The sequence below is a fragment of the Salidesulfovibrio onnuriiensis genome, from assembly GCF_008001235.1.
Classification (GTDB): domain Bacteria; phylum Desulfobacterota; class Desulfovibrionia; order Desulfovibrionales; family Desulfovibrionaceae; genus Pseudodesulfovibrio; species Pseudodesulfovibrio onnuriiensis.
The window spans coordinates 554,057-576,667 of the sequence record NZ_CP040751.1; the positions used below are offsets into that span (position 1 = coordinate 554,057).

19 protein-coding genes are annotated in these 22,611 nt (G+C 59.4%); 11 read left to right on the forward strand and 8 right to left on the reverse strand.

Annotated elements, in window-relative coordinates:
* Window position 1 precedes the first annotated feature (1 nt).
* Genes FGL65_RS02555 through FGL65_RS02575 form a run of 5 tightly spaced genes read left to right on the forward strand, consistent with a single transcriptional unit; the run spans window position 2 to window position 6,301 of the window.
* Window positions 2-931 (forward strand): NAD-dependent epimerase/dehydratase family protein, encoded by a 930-nt coding sequence (locus FGL65_RS02555; RefSeq protein WP_147819506.1) that lies wholly within the window; start codon window positions 2-4, stop codon window positions 929-931.
* 59 nt (window positions 932-990) lie between these two features.
* Window positions 991-2,202, forward strand: a complete 1,212-nt coding sequence (locus FGL65_RS02560; protein WP_147819507.1) for an NAD-dependent epimerase/dehydratase family protein — start codon at window positions 991-993, stop codon at window positions 2,200-2,202.
* 51 nt (window positions 2,203-2,253) lie between these two features.
* Window positions 2,254-3,912, forward strand: a complete 1,659-nt coding sequence (locus tag FGL65_RS02565; RefSeq protein WP_147822647.1) for an NAD+ synthase — start codon at window positions 2,254-2,256, stop codon at window positions 3,910-3,912.
* 44 nt (window positions 3,913-3,956) lie between these two features.
* Window positions 3,957-5,774 (forward strand): 6-hydroxymethylpterin diphosphokinase MptE-like protein, encoded by a 1,818-nt coding sequence (locus FGL65_RS02570; RefSeq protein ID WP_147819508.1) that lies wholly within the window; start codon window positions 3,957-3,959, stop codon window positions 5,772-5,774.
* The gene (locus FGL65_RS02575) at window positions 5,771-6,301 is read left to right on the forward strand and encodes a WbuC family cupin fold metalloprotein (protein ID WP_187170502.1); all 531 of its coding nucleotides are present in this window, start codon (window positions 5,771-5,773) and stop codon (window positions 6,299-6,301) included. The genes FGL65_RS02570 and FGL65_RS02575 overlap by 4 nt, the downstream gene beginning before the upstream one ends.
* On the opposite strand, the gene FGL65_RS02580 is transcribed toward FGL65_RS02575, so the two are convergent.
* Genes FGL65_RS02580 through FGL65_RS02590 form a run of 3 tightly spaced genes read right to left on the reverse strand, consistent with a single transcriptional unit; the run spans window position 6,291 to window position 8,834 of the window.
* Complete coding sequence (locus FGL65_RS02580) at window positions 6,291-7,055, reverse strand: aminotransferase class IV (RefSeq protein WP_147819510.1); 765 nt, start codon at window positions 7,053-7,055, stop codon at window positions 6,291-6,293. The two genes, FGL65_RS02575 and FGL65_RS02580, sit on opposite strands and share 11 nt — an antisense overlap.
* Window positions 7,052-8,323, reverse strand: a complete 1,272-nt coding sequence (locus FGL65_RS02585) for a chorismate-binding protein (RefSeq protein ID WP_147819511.1) — start codon at window positions 8,321-8,323, stop codon at window positions 7,052-7,054. The genes FGL65_RS02580 and FGL65_RS02585 overlap by 4 nt, the downstream gene beginning before the upstream one ends.
* Complete coding sequence (locus FGL65_RS02590; protein ID WP_147819512.1) at window positions 8,295-8,834, reverse strand: aminodeoxychorismate/anthranilate synthase component II; 540 nt, start codon at window positions 8,832-8,834, stop codon at window positions 8,295-8,297. Before FGL65_RS02590 ends, FGL65_RS02585 begins: the two co-directional genes overlap by 29 nt.
* Before the next feature lie 71 nt (window positions 8,835-8,905).
* On the opposite strand from FGL65_RS02590, the gene FGL65_RS02595 reads away from it, so the two are divergent.
* Window positions 8,906-10,015 (forward strand): DUF362 domain-containing protein, encoded by a 1,110-nt coding sequence (locus FGL65_RS02595; protein WP_147819513.1) that lies wholly within the window; start codon window positions 8,906-8,908, stop codon window positions 10,013-10,015.
* A gap of 210 nt (window positions 10,016-10,225) precedes the next feature.
* On the opposite strand, the gene FGL65_RS02600 is transcribed toward FGL65_RS02595, so the two are convergent.
* The 3 genes from FGL65_RS02600 to FGL65_RS02610 all read right to left on the reverse strand — a co-directional run bounded on the left by FGL65_RS02600 (window position 10,226) and on the right by FGL65_RS02610 (window position 13,632).
* Window positions 10,226-11,392, reverse strand: a complete 1,167-nt coding sequence (locus FGL65_RS02600; RefSeq protein WP_147819514.1) for an NAD(P)/FAD-dependent oxidoreductase — start codon at window positions 11,390-11,392, stop codon at window positions 10,226-10,228.
* A 284-nt stretch (window positions 11,393-11,676) separates the two neighbouring features.
* Window positions 11,677-12,378, reverse strand: a complete 702-nt coding sequence (locus tag FGL65_RS02605; protein WP_147819515.1) for a type 1 glutamine amidotransferase — start codon at window positions 12,376-12,378, stop codon at window positions 11,677-11,679.
* Window positions 12,379-12,459: 81 nt separating this feature from the next.
* Window positions 12,460-13,632 carry a homocysteine biosynthesis protein gene (locus FGL65_RS02610; protein WP_147819516.1) on the reverse strand — a complete coding sequence of 391 codons (1,173 nt, stop codon included), beginning with the start codon at window positions 13,630-13,632 and terminating at the stop codon, window positions 12,460-12,462.
* A gap of 253 nt (window positions 13,633-13,885) precedes the next feature.
* On the opposite strand from FGL65_RS02610, the gene FGL65_RS02615 reads away from it, so the two are divergent.
* The 5 genes from FGL65_RS02615 to FGL65_RS02635 all read left to right on the forward strand — a co-directional run bounded on the left by FGL65_RS02615 (window position 13,886) and on the right by FGL65_RS02635 (window position 22,200).
* The gene (locus tag FGL65_RS02615) at window positions 13,886-15,193 is read left to right on the forward strand and encodes a DnaA ATPase domain-containing protein (RefSeq protein ID WP_147819517.1); all 1,308 of its coding nucleotides are present in this window, start codon (window positions 13,886-13,888) and stop codon (window positions 15,191-15,193) included.
* A gap of 141 nt (window positions 15,194-15,334) precedes the next feature.
* Entirely contained in the window at window positions 15,335-16,504 is a 1,170-nt protein-coding gene (gene dnaN, locus FGL65_RS02620; protein ID WP_147819518.1) for a DNA polymerase III subunit beta, read from the forward strand.
* The gene (gene gyrB / locus FGL65_RS02625) at window positions 16,505-18,898 is read left to right on the forward strand and encodes a DNA topoisomerase (ATP-hydrolyzing) subunit B (protein ID WP_147819519.1); all 2,394 of its coding nucleotides are present in this window, start codon (window positions 16,505-16,507) and stop codon (window positions 18,896-18,898) included.
* Window positions 18,899-18,961: 63 nt separating this feature from the next.
* Window positions 18,962-21,409: a DNA gyrase subunit A gene (gene gyrA, locus FGL65_RS02630; protein ID WP_147819520.1), complete on the forward strand. Its 2,448-nt coding sequence runs from the start codon at window positions 18,962-18,964 to the stop codon at window positions 21,407-21,409.
* Entirely contained in the window at window positions 21,409-22,200 is a 792-nt protein-coding gene (locus FGL65_RS02635; RefSeq protein ID WP_147819521.1) for a tetratricopeptide repeat protein, read from the forward strand. The genes gyrA and FGL65_RS02635 overlap by 1 nt, the downstream gene beginning before the upstream one ends.
* Here the strand turns inward: FGL65_RS02635 and FGL65_RS02640 are convergent.
* Window positions 22,168-22,395 (reverse strand): hypothetical protein, encoded by a 228-nt coding sequence (locus FGL65_RS02640; protein WP_147819522.1) that lies wholly within the window; start codon window positions 22,393-22,395, stop codon window positions 22,168-22,170. The two genes, FGL65_RS02635 and FGL65_RS02640, sit on opposite strands and share 33 nt — an antisense overlap.
* Window positions 22,395-22,610 (reverse strand): helix-turn-helix domain-containing protein, encoded by a 216-nt coding sequence (locus FGL65_RS02645; RefSeq protein ID WP_147819523.1) that lies wholly within the window; start codon window positions 22,608-22,610, stop codon window positions 22,395-22,397. The genes FGL65_RS02640 and FGL65_RS02645 overlap by 1 nt, the downstream gene beginning before the upstream one ends.
* Window position 22,611: the final 1 nt, after the last annotated feature.

Genomic DNA, 22,611 nt, shown 5'->3' on the forward strand with positions numbered 1-22,611 from the left:
AATGAAAAAGGTTCTGGTTACTGGCGGCTGCGGTTTCATCGGCGCCAACCTTCTCCCCATGCTGCTGGCAAGGGATTGCGAGGTCCGCATTCTGGATAGCCTGGTTCTCGGCAAAAAGGAATATGTCGCCGGGCTCGACGTGGAATTGCAGATAGGGGACATTCGCAACTCGGACGATGCGGCCAGGGCCGTGAAGGGCATGGACACGGTCATCCATCTGGCCGCCTTCGGTTCGGTGGTGGCCTCGGTGCAGGACCCCAAAACCAACTTCGACATGAACCCTGGAGGCACGCTGAACATGCTCCAGGCCTCGGTTCAGGCCGAGGTGGAACAGTTCGTGTTCTCCTCCACGGGCGGTGCGCTTATCGGCAACGCCGAGCCCCCGGTGAATGAAAATTCCCTGCCCAGGCCCATATCGCCCTATGGCGCGGGCAAACTGGCCTGCGAAGGCTATTTGAACGCCTTTGCCGGCTCCTACGGACTCAAGACCAAAATCATGCGTTTCGCCAATGCCTACGGCCCATACAGCGGGCACAAGCTGGGAGCGGTCACCGCCTTCATCAAGGCCGTGCACGCGGGCGAGCCCATCACCATCTACGGTGACGGATCGGCCACGCGAGACTTCCTGTACGTTGATGACCTGTGCGCGGGCATAACGGCCATGGCCGAGACGGAAGTTGAACCGGCAAGCGTGTTGCATCTGGCCTCGGGCCGGGAAACATCGGTACTGGAACTGGCCCACCTCATTGCCGAAACCGGCGGCAGCCCCAACCACGAAATCACGCTCCAGCCGAACCGGCCGGGCGAGGTGCAGCGCAACTTTGCGGCCTATGACCGCGCCAGGGAAATGCTGGGCTTTGAACCGGCCGTTTCCCTTGAACAAGGCCTGGAAAAAACCTGGGCCTGGTATCGCGAGCATGTCCTGCGGTAGGATGGTCCGCCTTTTGCTGTAACTGACAGAGACTCTTTCTTGATGGAGGAATAAAATACATGAACAAGCATGTCATCATACTCGGAGGCGACGGATTTTGCGGCTGGCCTACGGCCCTGGGCTTTTCTCAGACAGGATACGACGTCACCATAGTGGACAACCTTTCGCGCCGTAAAATTGACGTAGAGTTGGAATGCGAGTCCCTGACTCCCATCCAACCCATCAGCCAACGTATCGCGGCCTGGAAACGGTTGACAGGCAAAACCATCGAATACGTGAACTTGGATGTGGCTGTGCAGTATCACAAGTTGCTCACCCTCATCGAGGAAACACGCCCGGTGGCCATCGTTCATTTTGCGGAACAGAGAGCCGCCCCGTATTCCATGAAAGACAGCTTCTGCAAACGATATACTGTCGGCAACAATATCAATGCCACCCACAATGTCCTGGCAGCCATAGTGGAATCTGGAGTGGACGCTCACCTGGTCCATCTTGGTACTATGGGAGTCTACGGATACGGCACTGCCGGCATGCCCATCCCCGAAGGCTATCTAAAGGCGGTTGTTGAAGGAGCCAAGGGTCCACAGGAAATCGAGATATTATACCCAGCCAATCCTGGAAGCGTCTATCATATGACCAAAACCCAGGATGCTCTCATGTTTTACTATTACAACAAAAACGACGGGCTGCGCATCACCGACCTGCATCAAGGCATTGTCTGGGGCACCAATACCCGCGAAACCATGCTCGATGAAACTCTCATCAACCGCTACGACTATGACGGCGACTATGGCACTGTTCTGAACCGCTTCCTCATGCAATCCGTGGTGGGGCATCCGCTCACCGTATACGGCTGCGGAGGACAGACCCGGGCCTTCATCCACATCAACGACACGGTTAAATGCATCCAGATGGCCGTGGAAAATCCTCCGGCCCATGGCGACCGGGTTCAGATATTCAACCAAGCCACCGAAACCAGAACGGTTGTGGACTTAGCCAAAATCGTGGCCGAAAAAACAGGTGCCGAAGTCAGATATTACCATAATCCCCGTAAAGAGGACGCCGTCAACCAGCTGCAAGTGGAAAACGGCAAATTCCTTGAGCTCGGCCTGAAGCCGACCACGCTGAATAATGGATTGGTGCAGGAAGTTATCGACATCGCTGATAAATACAAAAACCGATGCGATCTTTCCAAAATCATCACCAATTCTCTTTGGACAAAAGGCATGAAAGTCGACAAAAACGGATCCACAGAACCCTGCGGCCAATAGGAGCAACCCCTCGGAGTTGCCCCTCCATCAGCTTTGGCGTATCACATGCCCATGAAAATCGGCATCCTGCAGCTCAACCCCGTGGTCGGGGATATACAAGGCAATTCCAGGCGCATCCTCGAGGCGGCCCGCAAGGCGGCCTCCCTGGGCGCGGATTTCTGTATCACCCCGGAGCTGGCGCTCACGGGGTATCCGCCGCGCGACATGCTGCTCTACGGCGGCTTCATCCGCAAGGTGGAACAGGCCGCCGCCCAACTGGCGCGCGATCTCGAAGACTCGGTACCCCTGCTGCTCGGTTCCGTGGAGATCAACCGGTCCGGCGCGGGCAAGCCGGTCTACAACTGCGCTCAGTGGCTGGAGAAAGGCGAGGTCCGCCAGACCTTCCGCAAGACCCTGCTGCCCACCTACGACGTCTTTGACGAGGCCCGCTATTTCGAGCCGGCCAGCGAAAACGCCGAAAAAAACAACCTTCTGAAATTCAAAGATAAAAAATTCGCGGTGACCATCTGCGAGGACGCCTGGAACGACAAGGATTTCTGGGAAACCCAGGCATACAACCGCGATCCGCTGGAAGCGGCGGCCAGCCTTGAGCCAGACGCCATCCTGAACATCTCGGCCTCGCCCTTTTCCCTGGGCAAGCAGAACCTGCGGCAGCGCATGCTCCGGGCCGTGGCCGCCAAGTATGCCATGCCGCTCATTTACGTGAACCAGGTGGGCGGCAACGACGACCTGGTCTTTGACGGGCGCTCCTGCGCATTCGACGGACAGGGCGATGTATTCTACCGCGCTCCCGGCTTCGAGGAGCACGTAGACGTCCTGGATTTGGACGACCCCGCAGCCAATCCCCTTGCCGAGGACGACCTTTCCGAGGAGGCCGAGACCTGGAACGCCCTGGTGCTCGGCGTCCGCGACTACGTGACCAAAAGCGGCTTCAGGAAGGTGCTGCTGGGCCTTTCCGGCGGCATCGACTCGGCCATCACCGCGGCCATTGCGGCCAAGGCCCTGGGGCCGGAAAACGTGCTCGGGGTGCTCATGCCCTCGCCGTACTCCAGCCAGGGCAGCATCGACGACTCCCTGGACCTGGCCGAAAAGACGGGCATCCAGACCATGACCCTGCCCATCGAACCCATCATGCATTCGTTCACCGACTCCCTGGCCGATGCCTTCCAGGGATACGAACCGGACACCACCGAGGAAAACATCCAGTCGCGCATCCGGGGCAACCTGCTCATGGCCCTTTCCAACAAGTTCCGGGCCCTGCTGCTGACCACGGGAAACAAGAGCGAGCTGGCTGTGGGCTACTGCACCATCTACGGGGACATGTCCGGCGGATTCGCGGTCATCTCGGACGTGCCCAAGGTGCTGGTCTTTTCCCTGGCCCGCTGGGTCAACAGCCAGTTCGGTGAAATCATCCCGGAAAACATCATCACCAAGCCGCCGTCCGCCGAGCTGCGACCCGACCAGAAGGACGAGGACTCGCTGCCGCCCTATGAAATCCTGGACGCCATCCTGGAAGAACACATCGAGCGTCACAGAAACGAGGACGAACTCATCGCCATGGGCTACGAGCCCGAGGTGGTGCGACAGGTGCTGCGGCTGGTGACCTTTGCGGAATTCAAGCGCAGGCAGGCCGCGCCGGGAATCAAGCTCAAGTCCCGCTCCTTCGGAACCGGCTGGCGCATGCCCCTGGCCTGCAAACGCAACCTCTGATGCGGACAGGTTGACAAGAAACCGGGCAACAGCCACTTTCTAGCATGGCGCATTCTCCGACGACCCATACGGATACCACGGCAACCGGCAAGCTCCTGGTCCTGGAAAAACTCGGCGTCCTGTTCCGGGGGCAGAGCATCCCGGCAAGCTCCCAGGCGGCCACGGAAAACAGCGAACACGTCTTTTCCGCGCACACCCCGGTCTGGGCCTATGAAAGCCCCAGGGCGCAGCAGCCCTTTTTCGGCACTCCGCAAAAAATATATGATTATCTTCCCTCCGGCAGCACGCCCCGGGAAACCCTGCAGCACACACCCCTCATCGTGGCCCTGGGCGCGGAACCCAGCCCCCAGCTTCTGGAGCTCATTGAAGAGAGACACGGCATCCTGCTTCTCTTTGAGCCGGATGAAGATACCCTTGAACGGTTCCTGCAAACCATACCACCCGCACGGCTCGGCAGAAACGGACTGTTCTGCTTCACGGGCGACCCGTATTCCTTCACCCCCGCGCTTCAGGACCTGCTGCCCAAGGAACTTCTCCAGGCTGGTTTCCCGGTATTCTTCCAGACCGCACGCATTGCGCGAGACTTTGAAACATGGGCGCACAACGTGCGCGAATACCTGGAAATCCTCTATTACCGGCAGGCCATCTACCCCATTCTCGGCCAGGCCTTTGCCAAGGCGCTGCCCATCCGCAACATCACCCGGGGCCTGTTTTACGACCAGCAGCTCCACAGTTACGAGAACATCCGCGAGGCCTTGGGGCGGCCGGACATATCGCAACTGCGCAACGCCTTTGCCGGGGAAACCGCCATACTGGTCGCCGCGGGCCCGGCCCTGGCCGCCAAGATCGACTTTATCCGCGAAAACCAGGATCGCGCCGTGGTCATCTGTGTCAACAACGCCCTTAAACCCCTGCTGGAGGCGGGCGTCAAACCCCATTTCGTGATCATTAACGATACCTCCATCGCCTCGGGGCAGGTCTTCCGGCACGTTAAAAAAACACCGGAAACCATCCTCGTGGGCCATTGCCTGTCCGACCTGGGCAACGACAGATTCCGGCAGAAATTCCTGTTCGGCACCTACCTGCCGGAGGTCTTTACGCCCCGGCCCATGCTCCGGCTGCACGGTTCGGTCATTTCCACGGCCTTTTCCCTGGCCCGGCACCTGGGGTGCAACAGGTGTGTGTTTGTGGGGGCACAGCTTTCTTCGGATAATCCCTGGGGCCTGAGCTACGCCAAGGGCACCGTCAAGGAGGAAACAGACAGGCAGGAAAGACCGCTCATCAACAAATATCCTCAACTGTATCCCATGCAAACGCCCGCAGGCGAGACGGTCTTCACCACCCTCAATTTCCGGGATGCGTCCCTGTGGCTGGCCGAGGAGATCCGCATCTCCGGCATCCAGTGCGTCAACACCTGCCCGTCCAGCATCCTGTTCGGCAAGGGCATCGACTTCGACGAAAATCCGAAATTACCCGAAAGGGACCTCCAGCGCGCCTTTGCCCCCCTTTTCAGCATCACGGGAAACAGCGCCTCGCGGGGGAAGATCCTGGCCTTTGTCCAGGCGGAACAAAAAAAATGGCGGGATATCTCCTCTGTCCTGGAATCCCTCAACCAGCAAACCGGACCGGATTTCGTTCCCAAGGGACTGGCCATCCTCGAACAGCTGGACCAGGGAAACATCACCAACCTGGTGCAGCGCTTCGAAAACTTCGACAACGTAAAGTTCAACGACCTCGTCTTTACGTCCGGTTCTGCGGAAGAACAGGCCAAGGGCCTGCATTACTACTTTCACTACGTCACCCGCATGGCGCACGCATTCATGGATGTCCTGCGGGAGCAGGAAAGGCTGATCAGCTCATGAAGACCAAACCCTTTGCCTTGGCCGTTGAGGCCCCGGATTCAGCGGTAACCGCACTGACGGTGGACATGCTGGCCCAAACCGCAACACTCTCGAGGCAAAGCCCGCGCGGCCGCATCATCCAGCGGCTGCACAAAACCGACGATGCGCCGCTACACCGCATGTTCAACGCCATGCAGCCGGGCACCTACCTGCGGCCCCACCGGCACCTCAACCCGCCCAAGTCCGAGGCGTTCGTCATGCTGGCCGGCGCGGTGCGCTTCGTGGAGATGGATGATGCGGGTAAGATCCTGGGATGGTTCGACATGCGGGCCGGAAGCGAAACCTTCGGCGTGGACGTGGAACCCGGCGTGTGGCACGCGCTCCTGGTGCTCGAACCCGATTCCATCATCTTCGAGGTCAAGAACGGTCCCTATACCCGGGCTTCGGACAAGGATTTCGCGCCCTGGTCGCCCGAGGAGGGCACCCCCGAGGCGCACGCCTACCTGGACAATCTTCTGGAAAAAACGGGCGGCCTGCCTAGGCCGTGATCAATTCGGTCACTTCGGCGCAGGACGTCTCGTCCGGCTCAAAGGCCAATTCTCCGGCGATATCGGTCACGGGCCGCATGCCCACCAGTGAATTGAGGGCGTAGGCATGGTCCATGGCGGCCAATTCCTCTCGACCAACGGGCCGACGCTCGATGTCCAAACGCTCCCGGGCGATATCCAGGGCAATGGACGGTAGCTTGAAGGAAGTGGCCGGTTCGATGAACACGCCGTCCTTGCGGAACAGCAGGGCGGCGGTGGTGGTCTCCAGCACCTTGCCCTCCAGATCCGTGAGCAGGGCGTCGTCATACCCCTCGGCAATGGCCCGGGCATGGGCCAGGTTGAAGAACATGTAGGCCATGGTCTTGTACCTGTTCAGGGTGGAGACGTGATGATCCGGGCAGTGGGTGAGACGGTAGACACGGTCCAACCTGCGCTCGTAGGGAGCCACCGTGACCACGGGCATGGTGGTGCTGCCCGCCACCGGGTAGAAGATGTTCACCCGCGCGGTGCGACCGGTGAGCCCGTTCTTTTCCAGCAGCAGGGGAATGATCTCCTCAAACGGAGCCGGTTCATAGGGAATGCAGAAATGGTCCAGGCTGGAATGGACGCGGGCCGAATGGCGGTCGAAATGGCAGACCCGCTTGCCGTTGTAGAGCATGGTCTCGAAAAAACCCGTGCCGAACCGGAAGGCAGGGGAGGAGGAGCTCAGAAAAACGTCCCCTTCCCGGTACCTGTTCCTGTGGTAATGGATCACGCGGTCCCTCCCTGGAGAAACTTTCCCGCCTTGGCCATGGTTTCCAGATATTCCGCATGGGGATCTGAAGCTATTACAATTCCGCTTCCGGCCCAATAATCTAATAGACCCCGCTCCTGATCATACACGGCCGTGCGGATGGCGACGGACGAATCCATGGTCCGTTCGTCCTCGATGACCAGCAGGCTGCCGCAGAAAATGTCCCGGGTGTGCGGCTCCAGCTCCTCGATGATGCGCATGGAGCTCTGCTTGGGGCACCCGGTCACCGAGCCCCCGGGAAAGGCGTCCAGCAGCAGGTCGATGCAGTCCCGGTCCGCGCGCAGGTCCCCGCGAACATCGGCATACATCTGCAGCAGGTCGTCCACCCGGAACACGGACTTGTGGCGCTCCACCCTGACCGAGCCGTATTCGCAATGGGCCGAGATGTCGTTGCGGATCAAATCCACGATCATGGACAGCTCCGCGCCCTCCTTGGGAGAATCGACAAGTTTTCGATAGCTTTCCTTTTCATCCTGACCGACCCGCGCGGTGCCCTTGATGGGCTGGGAAAGCACCCGCCCGTCCTCCACCTTGAGAAAGCGCTCGGGCGAGGTGGAAAGCACCCGGTACGGGCCGCTGCGCACATACCCGTAAAAGGGCGCCGGAAACCGGCGGCGCAGCCCCAGGAACAGGGACAGGGAATCCAGGTCCGGGCAGGACCAGGTAAAACGGGTGGACAGGTTGAGCTGATAGGTCCAGCCGTCCCGGATGCGCTCCAGTGTCTCGGCCACGCCCGCCTCGTACCCGGCGCGGTCCAGGGAAACGCGCGGCTCGGATCGCGGCAGACGAACCTCCGGCGGCAATTCGGAAAAATTTTCTATTGATTCAACAAGTTGTATTGCTTGTGAACATAGTAACTCTTCGCCGAAAAACTCCAGCGTTTCACCGGCCGCGTCATACTTCAGGATAGCCCGGTATTTCTTGAGATGGCCGTGTGGAAACCGGGTTTGCTTGCCCGACTCCACGCTGCGCAGGCCCAGTCCGTAGGTATAGCTCAAAAAGCCCATGACCGGGCCGCCCGGTCCAAAGGCGAACTCCTTGATCCGGCCGGGACGCGTCGCCTTTTCGATCAGCAGTTCGGCGCTCGGCTCCAGGCCGATGAACGAACGGGATTCGCCCGCATAGCCAGGGGAGGAAAGCAGCATGTCCGTGCAAAACCTCCCGGCCAGGATCCCGGCCAGGGCGTCGAACCGGGCCGGATCAAGCGAGGCCGAAAAAACGCAGGGCATGGTGGACAAAACGTTCCCCCTCCAGGGTCAGAAAGGATTCCGGATGAAACTGGTAGCCCAGCAACGGCCGGGATTCGTGCTCCAGGGCCATGGGCACGCCCTGGTCGTTACGGGCCGTGACGCGCAGGGCCCGGCCCACGTGCGTGCAGTACAGGGAATGATAGCGGGCCACGGTGACGCGTTCCCCATGAAATTCGATCTCTTCGGCCTGGCCGTGCACACAGCCCGGCAAACGGCCCGTGGTTCCACCGAAATGGGCGTTGAGTAGCTGCATGCCCAGGCAGACGCCCAGCACGGGCAGGCCCGAGTCGAACACGCGCCCGTAGCCGGGATAATCCTCGGCAGCGCCCGGACCCGGCGAAACCACCACAAAATCATGGCCCTCAAGTGACAGGTTTTCCAGATTGGCGTAGGATTCAATGCGCACGCAGGCCTTGCCCACCGCGCCCACCAGCAGGTGTTCGAGGTTTCTGGTGAAACTGTCGTTATTGTCGATCAGCAGGATATTCATGGTTGCTTCCCGCTGCGGAAATACCCGAGGGAGGCGATCCTCGCAACCGAAACCACTGTCCGGAGGCTCTCATGGCCAGCAACGTCTATTTCTGGAACCTGCGCACCACCCTGAAATCCCCCTTTGACAAGCGCCTGGACACGCTCCTCAAGAAGGTCGGCGTCCAGGAGTTCATCGGCGAGGGAGACCTGGCCGCCATCAAGATTCATTTCGGGGAAAAGGGCACCACCGGATTCATCCGGCCGCTCTGGCTCCGGCCCATCATAGACCATCTCACCCGCTGCGGCGCCAAGCCCTTTCTCACCGACGCCTCCACCCTGTACGTGGGGCAGCGCGGCGAAGCAGTCTCGCACCAGATGTGCGCGGCCCATCACGGCTGGGATCCCCTGGTGCTGGGAGCGCCCGTGATCATTGCCGACGGGCTCAAGGGCAACAGCGAGACCGCCGTGCCCATTCATGGCAAGCACATCGAGGAGGCATACATCGCCGCGGATATCGCCGATGCGGACCTGTTCGTCAGCGTCAGCCACTTCAAGGGCCACGAGCTGGCCGGATTCGGCGGGGCGCTCAAGAACGTGGGCATGGGCTCGGCCTCCAAGCGCGGAAAGATGCAGCAGCACTATTCCACAGGGCCGGTGATCATCCCGGAAAACTGCAAGGGCTGCGAGCAATGTACCAAGATCTGCAAGCCCGGCGCGCTCTCCCTGGGCGAAGACGGCAAGATCCGGCTCAATCCGGAACGCTGTGTGGGATGCGGCGGCTGTTTCCTGGCCTGCAAGACCGGGGCGCTGCAGATCGACTGGAAGATCGGCGTACAGGAATTCCTGGAGCGCATGATGGAATACGCCCTGGCCGTGACCAAGACCAAGGACCGGCCCTGCCTGCACATCAATTTCGTGGTGGACGTGGTGCCGGACTGCGACTGCGTGGGCTTCACGGACCAGGCCCTGTGCCCGAACATCGGGGTGCTGGCCTCCTTCGATCCCGTGGCCGTGGACCAGGCCGGGCTCGACCTCGTCAACCAGGCCCAGCCGCTCCATCCCAGCAAGCTGCCCAAGGGAATCAAGCCCGGCGACTCCAAGTTCCTGGCCATCCACAGCCACTGTCCGCCCGACTTCGGCCTGGAATATGCCGAACAGATCGGCCTCGGCACCCGCAACTATGAACTGATCAAGGTGTAAGCATGCCTTCGGCGACCAAAGGGGATAATCCCCTTTGGAAACCTTAACTTGTGGTGACGTCTTAAGCCTTCACTTCGTTCCGGCTTAATCCGCTATCAAAGGCTGTCAAGAAGGGTGCGGATACGCGGAGAGAAGGAAAGGACAGGCCCGACGTGTATTCAACATACACGAGGGTCTGAACTTTTTTGAAACGACAAAGTAGACGTGCCCTTATTGGCAGCCTTTCAAGAAATCCCAATTCTTTTTGCGGGTCCAATGGTAGGAACGCTTGCCGTGGACCATGTCGCCGAGGCGGCGGGAAGCGGCCCTGACAAACAGACCCAAGGCCCTGTCGCCCAGAAGGTTCACGCCCCTGAACAGCAGCCAGCGCAACCGGTCGGAGGCCTTGAGTTCGGGAAGCAGCTGACCGTGGAGCCGTTGTTCGTAAAACCGGGCTGAATTGCCGCCATGCTCCAGCGCCTTGGCCACGGATTTCCCCGCGTACAACCCCGAGGCCATGGCAAAGAAGATTCCCTCGCCGAAAAGGGGTTCCACCAGCCCGGCCGCATCGCCCGCCAGGAGCGTTCGGCCGCACCACGGCTTTTCCAGGTAGTTTCCATAGGGCAGGGGATGCCCCTTGAGGCTGATTCCCGAGGGATCGGAAATATCGAGATATTCTAGATATTCTCTAAATTTATTGGAATAATTGGAAATATTGCGTCGAAGACCGCAGATACCCAGCACAACCCTGTCCCTGTTGGGGAAAACCCACCCGTAACCCGCGTCAAGCATGCCGATATGCAGTTCCGGGTGGTCCACGGGCCTGGGGAAGCGATCCGGAGGAAGGCTGATCTCGATGGCCGGAGCCAGATTCCATTTCCAACGATCCCTGTCCACGCGGTCATGGGGAAAACAGGAACGCACCACGCTGTTCACGCCGTCCGCGCCTATCAGGTAATGCGCCCGTATCTCCCGGCCGGCCGTGGTCGTGACCACGCCCTTGTGCGGGACGCAGGACGCAACCTGGGTTTCCTCGAAGACCTGTGCGCCCGCCCTGGCAGCGCATTCCAGCAGCAGGGCGTCGAAACGATTTCGGTCCGTGAAATGAAAGGGAAACGAGAGCTGTCCGGCAGCGAGCAGTTGCCGGGGGCCGAAGATGGAATAACGGTCCGAAGCATAGTTGATCACGCCGCTTTCCAGAAGGAACGGCGCATCCAAACCGAGCACCGCGCCGAGCAGCCGCATGGATTTCCATGTCAGCAACCCGCCGCACAGCTTCGGTCTTGGAAAACGGGCTCGATCCAGCAGGGCCACGCGCTTGCCCCTTCTTGCCAGCGCGTATGCAGCAACGCTTCCCGCGGGACCGGCGACGACGACAACAACGTCGAACTCTCCCATGCCTGCCTCCTCGCGATCCCGTTCCCTTACTATTTCAAACGCTTGACCGCAACAGGAACAGGGAAAAGACATGCCTCCGGCGGCCAAAGGGGATAATCCCCTTTGGAAACCCTGGCTTGTGGTAACGTCTCCAGCTTTCGCTCTGCTCAAGCTGAATCCGCAACCACAAGATTTTAATGAAATTACGTTAATAACCAACGCAAAGCGTTTGCCCTGTTCTGCCGGATTTGACTTGAACGCAGTGAAGGAAAATCCGGTAGAACCGCCAGGGGATGCAAGGGGGGTTAGCTCCCTTGCCCGCCGGAGGCAATACCGTCCAGAAATGCAGCCAGCAGCCTGTTCACATCATCCACATGACGCAGCCCCGAGCGCACTTCCTCCGGCGCCTGCACGTTGGGGCCGGGCACGGGCTCGCCGATGACGCCGATGAATTCCTCGAGGTTGGCGGGCGTCATGTGCAGCAGCACCTGAAACCCGAAGACACGATCACCGAGCATGTATCCCTGGTTGGGGCAGTATTCGCCGGAAATGGTGCGCAGGGCGTTCGGAGGAATGGAAAACATGTCCCCATGCCAGACGGGGGCGATAAAACGTTCTGGGAAATATTTGAAGCGTTCCGAGGAGCGCGCGCCCTGGGTGAGCCGCACCTCGTGCCAGCCGATCTCCGGGTGGTCCATGGCAGTAACCTCGCCGCCCAGGGAGGCGCTCAGAAGCTGGGCCCCGAAACAGAACCCGAGCACGTACTTGCCAGCCTCCACGGCCCGGCGGATAAAGGCCATTTCACGCCGCACCCCGGGCCGGTCCTGCACCTCATAGACGCTGGCCAGTCCGCCGAGGATGACGAGCATATCGAAATCGACGAGTTCGGGAAAAGACTCTTCCCTGTCCGCCCGTGTCGTGGCCGCTCCGTGGCCGCGCTCGCCCATCCACTCGCCGAGGTAGGCCGGGTGCTCGAAATCCTCGTGCTGCAAAAAATGTATGCGCATGGTCGCTCCCTGCTTGTTGAAAGCAAAACGCCGCCAGTTGGTGCTGGCGGCGTTTGTTTTTCATTTTCATTGGCTCATGGATTAAAAACTGGGGATGTCTTCCTGTTTCTCGGTCAGCAGGAATTCGCCCCGCTCAATCCACTTCTTGAGCTCGTTGGCCACCTCCAGGGACATGGGGTAGCTGGTCACCGGAACCGTGGGCGTCTTCTTGCCGTTGTTCACGGACACCTCGCCCGACTTGAGTTCCTCGAAGGTCACGTGGTTGAGCACCCGCGGCATGCCGTTGGGGTAGTCGTACCCGTAATCCTTGACCGGCATCTGGATGTCCGCGTCGGAAACGCCGGTGAACCAGGCCATCTCCTCGTTGAGGATGGGAATGGGAATCCCCACACCAACGGAAAGCGAGCAGCCGTAACCCACAATGCTCACCCCGCGCACGTAACGGGCGTTCATGCCCTTGAGCTCGCCCTTGAGCATCAGCGTGCCGGACGGCGAGGTGGGCAGGCCACGCTCGTTGCGGGGCGGCTTGGCAACATGCTGGGTGCCGTGGCCAAGCACGTAGCCCACGCCGCCGCCCAGGAAGATCCGGGTTCCCAGGCCGATGGTCCTGAAATACGGGTCGTTGAACAGGGGCGAAAGCTGGCCCGCCGTCGCATAGTTCAGATTGTGGCAATTGGGCTTGAGCGGCCCCATATAGGTATAGATGGTGCGGCTGGTCAGGTTCACGGCCGCATTGTAGTTCTGGTAGCAGTTGCGCGGGTTGAACAGCCATGCGTTGGGCAGGTCGGCCAGGGTGATGTCCTTGTCCAGCTCCTTGCGCGGGTAGCAGTCCGAACCGTAGGCGCTGGCGCGCAGATGCACGGCCTTGCCGCGCAGCAGGTCCTCGATGACATGTCCGCCGCCGTAGACGAAGCGTCCCGGGGGAACCTTGTTCAGGGGGTCGTCCTCGCTGGGCTCGGTACAGCCCAGGTAGGAATCCACAGCCGCCAGGCCCGCATGGCAGGGCACATTGTTGAGCCACATTCGGGAGACCTTCATGACAGGGGGCTGCTGTCCGATATTGAACAACAGACCCGAGGAACACATGGGGGAAAATGTTCCGGTTGTGACCACGTCGATTTCCTGCGCGGCCTTTACTTTTCCCTGCTTGCGGACGATCTCCACCATCTCCTCGGCATTGACCACCACGGCCTTGCCCTTGCGGATACGGTCATTGATCTCCTTGATCGTCTTGTTCACCTGATGTACTGCCATGTAATCCTCCAAGAATTCACCAAAAATATCCGGGTTTTCCATACTTGTGGAAACCGAGCTCGAATCATGGCCGAATTTTCCACTCAAATCAATTCATTTTCCTCTGGATTCCGACCGGAAAGCTTGGCTTTGCTTCGATTTTGCGCTATAAAACCGCATTAACTGAGCGGTGTGTAAAACGACTGAAGCAGTCTTTTTTTTTATTATACATATCGGCCACTTGAAAAACAGCGCTCAAACAGAACGACAAAACGTGAAACAACCCTTTCGACAACACCTCAAGCAAAGCTTCTCCGAAGACGAGCTGAAACGCTGGTACGATCCCCTGGAATTCGTTTTTTCCGAAGAAAGCAGACGCCTCGTGGTGCAGTTTCCGCATGCTTTTTTCGCCAAGTGGTTCGAGGATTCGCTCCAGAGCGTTTTCGAATCCCAACTGAACATGTTCCTGGGCGACGGCTTCAGCATCAGCTACGAAACCAACGGCAATCATCAGCGCCAGGGAGGAGCTCCGGTTACGGCCACGGTCACCAAGAAGATAGACTTCCCCTTTGACCGCCAGTTCACCTTCGACACCTTTCTGATCAACAAGAAGAACTACTTTCCCCTGGCCTCGGCCCGGGAGGTGGCCAAGCAGAGCGGTTCCCTGTTCAATCCGTTCATCATCTGCGGCCCCAACGGTTCGGGCAAGACCCACCTCATGAAGGCGGTCGCCAACGAGATCAGCAAGCACCACGACTGCTCCAAGATCTTCCTGGGTTCCATGGACGAGGTCAACAACCTTTATTCCGTGAAGTTCAAGGGGGACTCGTTCCGGGCCCGCAACTACCTGTTCGACTATGACTTCCTGTTCATAGACGACCTGCAGCAGATCCGGGAATATCCCAGTCTGCAGCCGGAAGTGGTCAACATATTCAACCACTTCTACGACAACAAGAAACAGATGGTCTTCACCTGCCGCGACAAGGTCAGCGCCTACGACTTCCTGGACGCGGACCTGCAGTCCCGCCTGGGGTGGGGGCTCATCGTCACCCTCAAGGAGCCGGACCTGGAAATCCGGGTGGGGTACATCCAGCAGCAGTGCCGCTACAAGAAGCTGCCCCTGACCAAGGAACAGGTGCTTACCCTGGCCCAGCGGTTCTCGGATTTCCGCTATCTGCAGGGCGTGCTCCTCAAGCTCTTCGCCTTCCGGGAACTGGTGCGCAAGGACCTCTCCCAGAAGGATTTCGAACACATTCTCAGCAACACCGAGGAAAAGACCACCGACGATCTGACGCCAAAGAAGATCATGCAGGTGGTGTGCGAACACTTCAGCGTCAACTACAAGGATCTCATCGGTTCCAAGCGGCACCAGCAGATCGCCCAGGCGCGGCAGGTGGCCATGTTCCTCTGCCGGGACATGCTCAATGTCTCCTACCCGGCCCTGGGACGCACTTTTGGCGGGAAGGACCACAGCACTGTCTTGTATTCGGTGAAAAAAATAGAACAATTACAACTGGATGATAACGATTTGAAACAGATGTTGAAAACACTGAAGAAAAAATGTCGCATGTCGGGCGGATAAGGTTCAAAACCCGAAAACGGCACACAACGTTCCAAACATCGGACAATCGGTGTTCTTAATTTGGCTAGAAATTTCATTGATTTATCGTAGTAAGGAACAAAGCTACAGAGATAATTAATCTTCAATAAGGAGATTCTTTTTATGTTTCTGAAAGTGAACAGAGACGATATCATCGAAGGTCTGCAGAAGTCCGCCAACATCATTCCCGCGAAAACGGGTGCGGCATTCCTGAGAACCATCTGGCTCCACTGCGAGAATGGACGCCTGAACATCATGTCCACGGATTCCAACCTGGAATTCATGGGCGCCTACCAGGCCGAGATCACGGATGAGGGTCTGGCCGGTGTCCAGGGGCGGGCATTCTATGATCTGGTTCGCCAGCTCCGCTCCAATCAGGGGGAACTGGTCATCAAGACCGACGGCGAGAACCAGAACCTGCTGGTGGAACAGAAGTCCAGGAAGTACAAGTTCCCGGTCAACGATCCCGAGTGGTTCCAGAAGTTCTCCACCTTCCCGGAAAACGGCACCGTGTTCTGGTCCGGCGATTTCCTGCATGAGATCATCGACAAGATCTCCTTCTGCATTTCCGATGAGGATTCCATGGAGGCCATCGCCTGCCTGTACATGGTTCCCCGCGAGGAAGAGGGCAACAAGCGTATCGAGGTCTGCGGCCTGAACGGCCACCAGTTCGCCATGTTCAACTTCGTCAACGACGACATTTTCGAGCTCTTCCCGCAGGAAGGCGTGCTCATCCAGAAAAAATACCTGGCCGAGCTCAAGAAGTGGCTCACCGCAGACGAGATCGAACTGGCCATCAGCGACAAGCGCATGTTCTTCCGCACCGGTGACAAGTCCGAGACCTTCACCCTGCCCATGAGCTACTACCAGTATCCCAACTACCACAACTTCCTGGCCAAGCTGAACGACGACGATGTCTGCAAGCTCCAGGTCAAGCGCGACGAACTGGTGGAGGCCCTGGGCCGCGTCTCGCTGTTCAACACCGACTCCAACCGCTGCGCCTACTTCAGCTTCGCGCCCACGGAAGTGACCATCTATTCCCAGGGCCAGGAGACGGGTACCGCGCGCGAGGCCATTGACGCAACCTACACGGGGGCCCTGGAGAAGATCGCCTTCCCCACCAAGAACCTCATCGAGATACTCAACCACTTCAATTCCGAAACGGTCACCTTCACCCTGACCGGCACGGAAGCCCCCTGCGGCATCAGCGGCGAGGACGATCCGGACTACAACGTCATTGTCATGCCCATGATGATTCAGGAAGAGACTTACTACACCGAGGAAAGCGCATAAATGAGCGAGAAAAAGTATACAGCCGAAAGCATTACGGTTCTCGAGGGCCTTGCGGCCGTCCGCAAGCGCCCGGCAATGTACATCGGCTCCACGGATATCCGTGGTCTGCACCACCTGGTTTATGAAGTCATAGACAACTCCATCGACGAGGCCATGGCCGGCCACTGCGACAAGATCAAGGTGACCCTGCACATGGACAACTCCTGCACGGTCTCGGACAACGGCCGCGGTATTCCCGTGGACATGCACCCCAAGGAAGGGGTCCCGGCCCTGCAGGTGGTCATGACCACCCTGCACGCTGGTGGCAAGTTCGACAACGACTCCTACAAGGTTTCCGGCGGCTTGCACGGCGTGGGCGTTTCCTGCGTCAACGCGCTGGCCGAATTCATGGAATCCACGGTCAAGCGCGACGGCATGACCTACCGCATGAAGTTCGAGCGCGGCGTGCCCGTCACCGAGCTGGAGGAGATCGGCCCGGCGCATTCCACGGGAACCACCCAGCGCTTCCGGCCCGACGAGGAGATCTTTGAGGTCAACCAGTTCGACTTCGAGACGCTCAAGAAGCGTTTCAAGGAACTGGCCTACCTCAACTCCGGCCTGGAGATCGAATTCAAGGACGAGCGCACGGACGAGCGCGAGGTGTTCAAGTTCGAGGGCGGTATCCGCAAGTACGTGGCCGACATCAATGCGGGCGTGAACACCATCGGCGACATCATCTATGGTGAGGGCGAGGCCGAGAACATCATGCTCGAGTTCGCCATCCAGTACAGCATGGCCTACAAGGAAAACACCTATACTTTCGCCAACAACATCCGCACCATCGAGGGCGGGACGCACTTGGCCGGCTTCAAAACCGCGCTGACGCGCGCCATCAACAACTACGTCACCAATGCGGACCTGCCCAAGAAACTGATCAAGAAGCTCACCGGCGACGATGTGCGTGAAGGCCTGACCGCGGTCATCTCCGTGAAGCTGCCCGATCCGCAGTTCGAGGGCCAGACCAAGACCAAGCTGGGCAACTCCGAGGCCGCCGGCCTGGTCGCCGCCCTGGTCTACGAGAAGCTGAACACCTTCTTCGAGGAGAATCCCAAGGAGGCGCGGCTGATCATCGAGAAGGTCGTTGATGCGGCTCGGGCCCGCGAGGCGGCCCGCAAGGCTCGCGACCTAGTCCGCCGCAAGGGCGCCCTTTCCGACAACTCCCTGCCGGGCAAGCTGGCCGACTGCCAGTCCAAGAATCCCGAGGACTCGGAAATCTTCATCGTCGAGGGTGACTCCGCAGGCGGCTCCGCCAAGCAGGGACGCGATCCCAAGCACCAGGCCATCCTGCCCCTGCGAGGCAAGATCCTGAACGTGGAAAAGACCCGCTTCGACAAGATGCTTTCCAACAAGGAAGTCCGGGCCATGATCACGGCCCTGGGCATCGGCATCGGCCAAGAAGAGGACGAAAAGGACTACGACAAGCTGCGCTACCACAAGGTCGTCATCATGACTGACGCCGACGTGGACGGATCGCACATCCGCACCCTGCTGCTGACCTTCTTCTTCCGTCAGTACCAGGAGCTCATCGAGCGCGGGTATCTCTATATCGCCCAGCCGCCGCTGTTCCGCGCGCACAAGGGCAAGTTCGAGAGGTTCATCACCGACGAGGGTGAACTGCACAGCTTCCTGCTGGAAAAGGCCGGGGACGACCTCAAGCTGGAGACGAAATCCGGCAAGACCCTGGTGGGCGACGAACTCATGGCCCTGGTGGACAACATCCGGTTCATGCGCAAGAAATTCGGCGAGTGCGAAACCATGGGCATCACCACCGAGCTTTACAGGGTGCTCATGAACTACCCCGAGCGCATCCAGTACAGCCATTTCGAGACCCATGATCCCGAAGCGTTCAGGAAGGACATGGAAGAGGCCGGTTTCAAGGTCGAAATCGTGGTGGAACACGACGACGAGCTGGAAAAGGACCGCACCTACCTGGTCTTTGAGAACGGGAACGGCGCGCGCACCCGTCTGGCCATGGAGTTCTTCTATTCCAAGCTCTACAAGCTGGGCTACCAGACCTACCGCAACCTGTTGGAGCAATGCGGCGAGATGGTCTTCAACCTGGAGGTCAAGGACGAGCCGCGCGAGATCCAGGGCATGTTCGATCTCTACGAAGCCATCATCGATGAGGCCCACCGAGGCTGGCAGATCCAGCGCTACAAGGGTCTGGGCGAAATGAACCCGGAACAGCTCTGGGAAACCACCATGAATCCGGAAAACCGCAGCATGCTCCAGGTGACCATCGAGGATGCGGCCGCGGCCAATGACATCTTCATGGACCTCATGGGCGACAACGTGGAACCCAGACGCGATTTCATTGAACGCAACGCACTCATGGTGCAGGAACTCGACATCTAAATCGGAAACGTGAAGGGGGCCTGCGCCCGCATGGGAAAGCCCTCAAGCCGTGGAGATAATTGAATGACAAATACGATTTCCATCGAAAGTGAACTCAAGAAAAGCTACCTTGAGTACTCGCTGAGCGTCATCATCGGGCGTGCAATTCCGGATGTGCGCGACGGGCTCAAGCCCGTTCACCGCCGCATCATGTTCGCCCAGCATGACCTCGGAAACTCCTACAACCGGGCCTACAAGAAGTCCGCGCGCGTGGTCGGTGACGTCATCGGTAAATACCACCCGCATGGCGACTCGGCCGTGTATGACGCCTTGGTGCGCATGGCCCAGGACTTTTCCATGCGCGATCCGCTCGTGGACGGGCAGGGGAACTTCGGTTCCATCGACGGCGACGCCGCTGCGGCAATGCGTTACACCGAAGTGCGCATGGCCCGTCTGGCCAGTGAATTCCTGGCCGACATCGACAAGAACACCGTGGATTTCCGTCCCAACTACGACAACACCCTTCAGGAACCCGTGGTGCTGCCCACCAAGGTTCCCAACCTGCTCCTGAACGGCACCGCGGGCATCGCGGTGGGTATGGCCACCAACATCCCGCCCCACAACCTGGGCGAACTCATCGGCGGCACCATCCACCTGCTGGACAACCCCGGCTGTACCATTGCCGACCTCATGGGCTTCATCAAGGGTCCGGACTTCCCCACCGGCGCCACCATCTTCGGCGGCCAGGGGCTCGTGGACGCCTATACCTCGGGCCGAGGCTCCATCAAGATCCGCGGGGTCATGGAGGTTGAAGAGAAAAAGGGCAACCGCCAGTCCATCGTGGTCAGGGAAATCCCCTACGCGGTGAACAAGTCCACCCTGGTGGAAAAGATCGCCCAGCTGGTCAACGACAAGAGGATCGAGGGCATCACCGACCTGCGCGACGAATCCGACCGCAACGGCATCCGCATCGTCATGGACCTCAAGCGCGGTTCCATTCCCGATATCATCATCAACCAGCTCTACAAGTTCACGCCGCTGGAAACCAGCTTCGGCATCAACATGATGGCCGTGGTCAAGAACCGGCCCATGCTGCTGAACATCAAGGAAGTGCTCAGCTACTTCCTGGACCACCGCCGGGAAGTGATCATCCGCCGCACTAAGTTCGACCTGGACAAGGCCGAAAAGCGGGTGCACATCCTCGAAGGCCTGCGCATTGCCGTGGACAATATCGACGAGGTGGTCAAGATCATCCGCGCCTCGGCTTCCGCCGTGGAGGCCAAGGCCAACCTCATGGAGCGTTTCGAGCTTTCCGAAATCCAGGCCCAGGCTATCCTGGACATGCGCCTGCAGCGCCTCACCGGCCTGGAACGCGAAAAGCTCATGGAAGAGTATGCCGAGCTCCTGAAGCGCATCGAATACTTCAAGTCCATTCTGGAAAACGAGGACGTGCTCAAGGGCGTCATCCGCGACGAACTCATGGAGGTCGACAAGACCTACACCACCCCGCGCAAGAGCGAGCTGCTGCGTCATGATCTGGACAGCATCGACATCGAAGACCTTATCGCCGACGACGAGGCGGTCATCACCCTGTCGCGCCGGGGCTACATCAAGCGCACTCCGCTGACCAACTACCAGGCCCAGCGCAGGGGCGGTAAGGGCATTTCCGGCGTCCAGACCAGCGACGGCGACTTCATCCAGAACTTCATGCTGACCACCAACCACAAGTGGCTGCTGCTGTTCACCAACTTCGGAAAGATGTTCAAGATCAAGGCGCACCAGGTGCCCGAAGGCAGCCGTTACGCCAAGGGCGCGCATATCGCCAACCTGCTGCCCCTGGACAAGGACGAGCACATCGCAACGGCCATGAGCCTGCAGGACATGTCCTCGGAACGTTTCTTCCTGTTCGTGACCAAGCGCGGCATGATCAAGCGTTCGCCCATGGATCTCTACCAGAACTGCCGGACCACGGGCCTCAAGGCCGTGAACCTCAAGGAAGGCGACGAGCTCATGGGCGTTCAGGAAGTGAACCCGGATGCGGATTGCATCCTGGCCACCCGCAACGGCACGGCCATCCGCTTCAATATCCGCGACGCACGGCCCATGGGCCGCGTGACCGCCGGGGTCAAGGGTATCTCGCTTCGCGGCGACGACGAGGTCGTTTCCGCTGTGACCACCAGCGACGGGGAACGCTTCGAGCTGCTCACGGTCTCCGAAGGCGGCTTCGGCAAGCGCACCCACATCGAGCAGTACCGGATCCAGTCCCGTGGCGGTAAGGGCATCCTGAACATGCGCCTCACGGACAAGACCGGCTCGGTCATCGGCGCGTGCCTGGTTAATGACACGGACGACATCATCCTGCTGACCTCGGGCAACAAGATCATCCGCATGAAGGTGGAAGAGATCAGCCTGACGCGCGGCCGCGCCACCCAGGGCGTGCGCCTGGTGCGCATGGACGAGGATGTGAATGTGGCCGGTTTCGACCTGGTAATGGATCCCACCGAGACCGAGGAAGAGGACACCGAGGATTAATGAACCGCTTCACCATTGCGCTGCTGGCCGCGCTGCTTTTGTGCTGCGCGGCCTGCGGCAGTGAAACCGAGGACTCGGTCAACCTTTCGGCGGCCCGGGATTCCTATTCCAAGGGATTCTATCTGGAAGCCGAGACCGGGTATGAGCGGTATCTGCAACTCAATCCCCAGGGCGAGTTCCGCAAGGAGGCCTGGGAGCGGCTGCTGGAGATATCCCTGAACATCAAGGGTGATCTGGAGCGCTCCGTGGCTCTGCTGGACGCCATGGCCCTGGAGCTGGGAGACGACAAGGCCGAGGCCTGGAGGGTTTTGTACCGGCTGGGCGACATCTACGACCAGATGGGCAAGCGCCAGAAGTCCATCGAGGCCTTTGAGAAGTGTCTGATCCTGGCCATCGACATGCCCGCGGAAACCGTCAAGACCCAGCTGCGCATGGCCCGTGTCTACCGCAGCCTGGGCAACTACGACCTGGTGATGGATACCTTGCAGAACTGTTCCAGGAATGCGGAAAACGATGCGGCCCGCGCCCAGTGTCTTTACGAACTGGCCCAGAGCTGCAGCCTGATCAACAACTGGAACATGGTCAAAAAATCCATCGAGGAGTTGCTGACCCTGAACGGGGTTGATCCGGAGACGCGGGCCATGGCCACCTTTCTGCTGGCCGAGGCCTACGAGGACGAGCACCGGTACGCGGAAGCCGTATCCTTGCTCAAATCCATTCTGGACACGTATCCCAACCCCATGGTCGTGGAAGCGCGCTTAAAGGCCCTGGCGGCCATAAAGCCGCAATAATACGGCCATCTCCACAGGCGAAAGAACCATAGGCCGCTCCGGGACGATGATCTCGGAGCGGCTTTTTCTTTGGGATGCAATTGCCGTCCGAGCCGGGGCAACCTGATTTTCCGGACCGGTCAGGGTGGTGATGATCCAGGATTTTGCGGCCAGGAGCAGGCCTATGAGCACGGCCGTGGCCAGGGTTCGGTACATTATTCGCCGTCCTCTGGCCGGTATTCCAGGATATCGCCGGGCTGACACTGGAGAAAGTCGCAGATGGCCTCCAGGGTGGAGAAGCGGATGGCCTTGGCCTTGCCCGTCTTGAGGATGGACAGGTTCTGGGGCGTGATGCCCACGGCCTCGGCCAGGGTCTTGGAGTTCACCTTTCGCTTGGCCAGGATCACGTCGAGATTGATGATGATCGCCATG

Excerpts from the sequence above, each read along its gene's own strand:
- FGL65_RS02555 (WP_147819506.1), top strand. The coding sequence starts at position 2 with ATGAAAAAGGTTCTGGTTACTGGCGGCTGCGGTTTCATCGGCGCCAAC.
- FGL65_RS02560 (WP_147819507.1), top strand. The coding sequence starts at position 991 with ATGAACAAGCATGTCATCATACTCGGAGGCGACGGATTTTGCGGCTGG.
- FGL65_RS02565 (WP_147822647.1), top strand. The coding sequence starts at position 2,254 with ATGAAAATCGGCATCCTGCAGCTCAACCCCGTGGTCGGGGATATACAA.
- FGL65_RS02570 (WP_147819508.1), top strand. The coding sequence starts at position 3,957 with ATGGCGCATTCTCCGACGACCCATACGGATACCACGGCAACCGGCAAG.
- FGL65_RS02575 (WP_187170502.1), top strand. The coding sequence starts at position 5,771 with ATGAAGACCAAACCCTTTGCCTTGGCCGTTGAGGCCCCGGATTCAGCG.
- FGL65_RS02585 (WP_147819511.1), bottom strand. The coding sequence starts at position 8,323 with ATGCCCTGCGTTTTTTCGGCCTCGCTTGATCCGGCCCGGTTCGACGCC.
- FGL65_RS02590 (WP_147819512.1), bottom strand. The coding sequence starts at position 8,834 with ATGAATATCCTGCTGATCGACAATAACGACAGTTTCACCAGAAACCTC.
- FGL65_RS02595 (WP_147819513.1), top strand. The coding sequence starts at position 8,906 with ATGGCCAGCAACGTCTATTTCTGGAACCTGCGCACCACCCTGAAATCC.
- FGL65_RS02600 (WP_147819514.1), bottom strand. The coding sequence starts at position 11,392 with ATGGGAGAGTTCGACGTTGTTGTCGTCGTCGCCGGTCCCGCGGGAAGC.
- FGL65_RS02605 (WP_147819515.1), bottom strand. The coding sequence starts at position 12,378 with ATGCGCATACATTTTTTGCAGCACGAGGATTTCGAGCACCCGGCCTAC.
- FGL65_RS02610 (WP_147819516.1), bottom strand. The coding sequence starts at position 13,632 with ATGGCAGTACATCAGGTGAACAAGACGATCAAGGAGATCAATGACCGT.
- dnaN (WP_147819518.1), top strand. The coding sequence starts at position 15,335 with ATGTTTCTGAAAGTGAACAGAGACGATATCATCGAAGGTCTGCAGAAG.
- gyrB (WP_147819519.1), top strand. The coding sequence starts at position 16,505 with ATGAGCGAGAAAAAGTATACAGCCGAAAGCATTACGGTTCTCGAGGGC.
- gyrA (WP_147819520.1), top strand. The coding sequence starts at position 18,962 with ATGACAAATACGATTTCCATCGAAAGTGAACTCAAGAAAAGCTACCTT.
- FGL65_RS02635 (WP_147819521.1), top strand. The coding sequence starts at position 21,409 with ATGAACCGCTTCACCATTGCGCTGCTGGCCGCGCTGCTTTTGTGCTGC.
- FGL65_RS02640 (WP_147819522.1), bottom strand. The coding sequence starts at position 22,395 with ATGTACCGAACCCTGGCCACGGCCGTGCTCATAGGCCTGCTCCTGGCC.
- FGL65_RS02645 (WP_147819523.1), bottom strand. The coding sequence starts at position 22,610 with ATGGCGATCATCATCAATCTCGACGTGATCCTGGCCAAGCGAAAGGTG.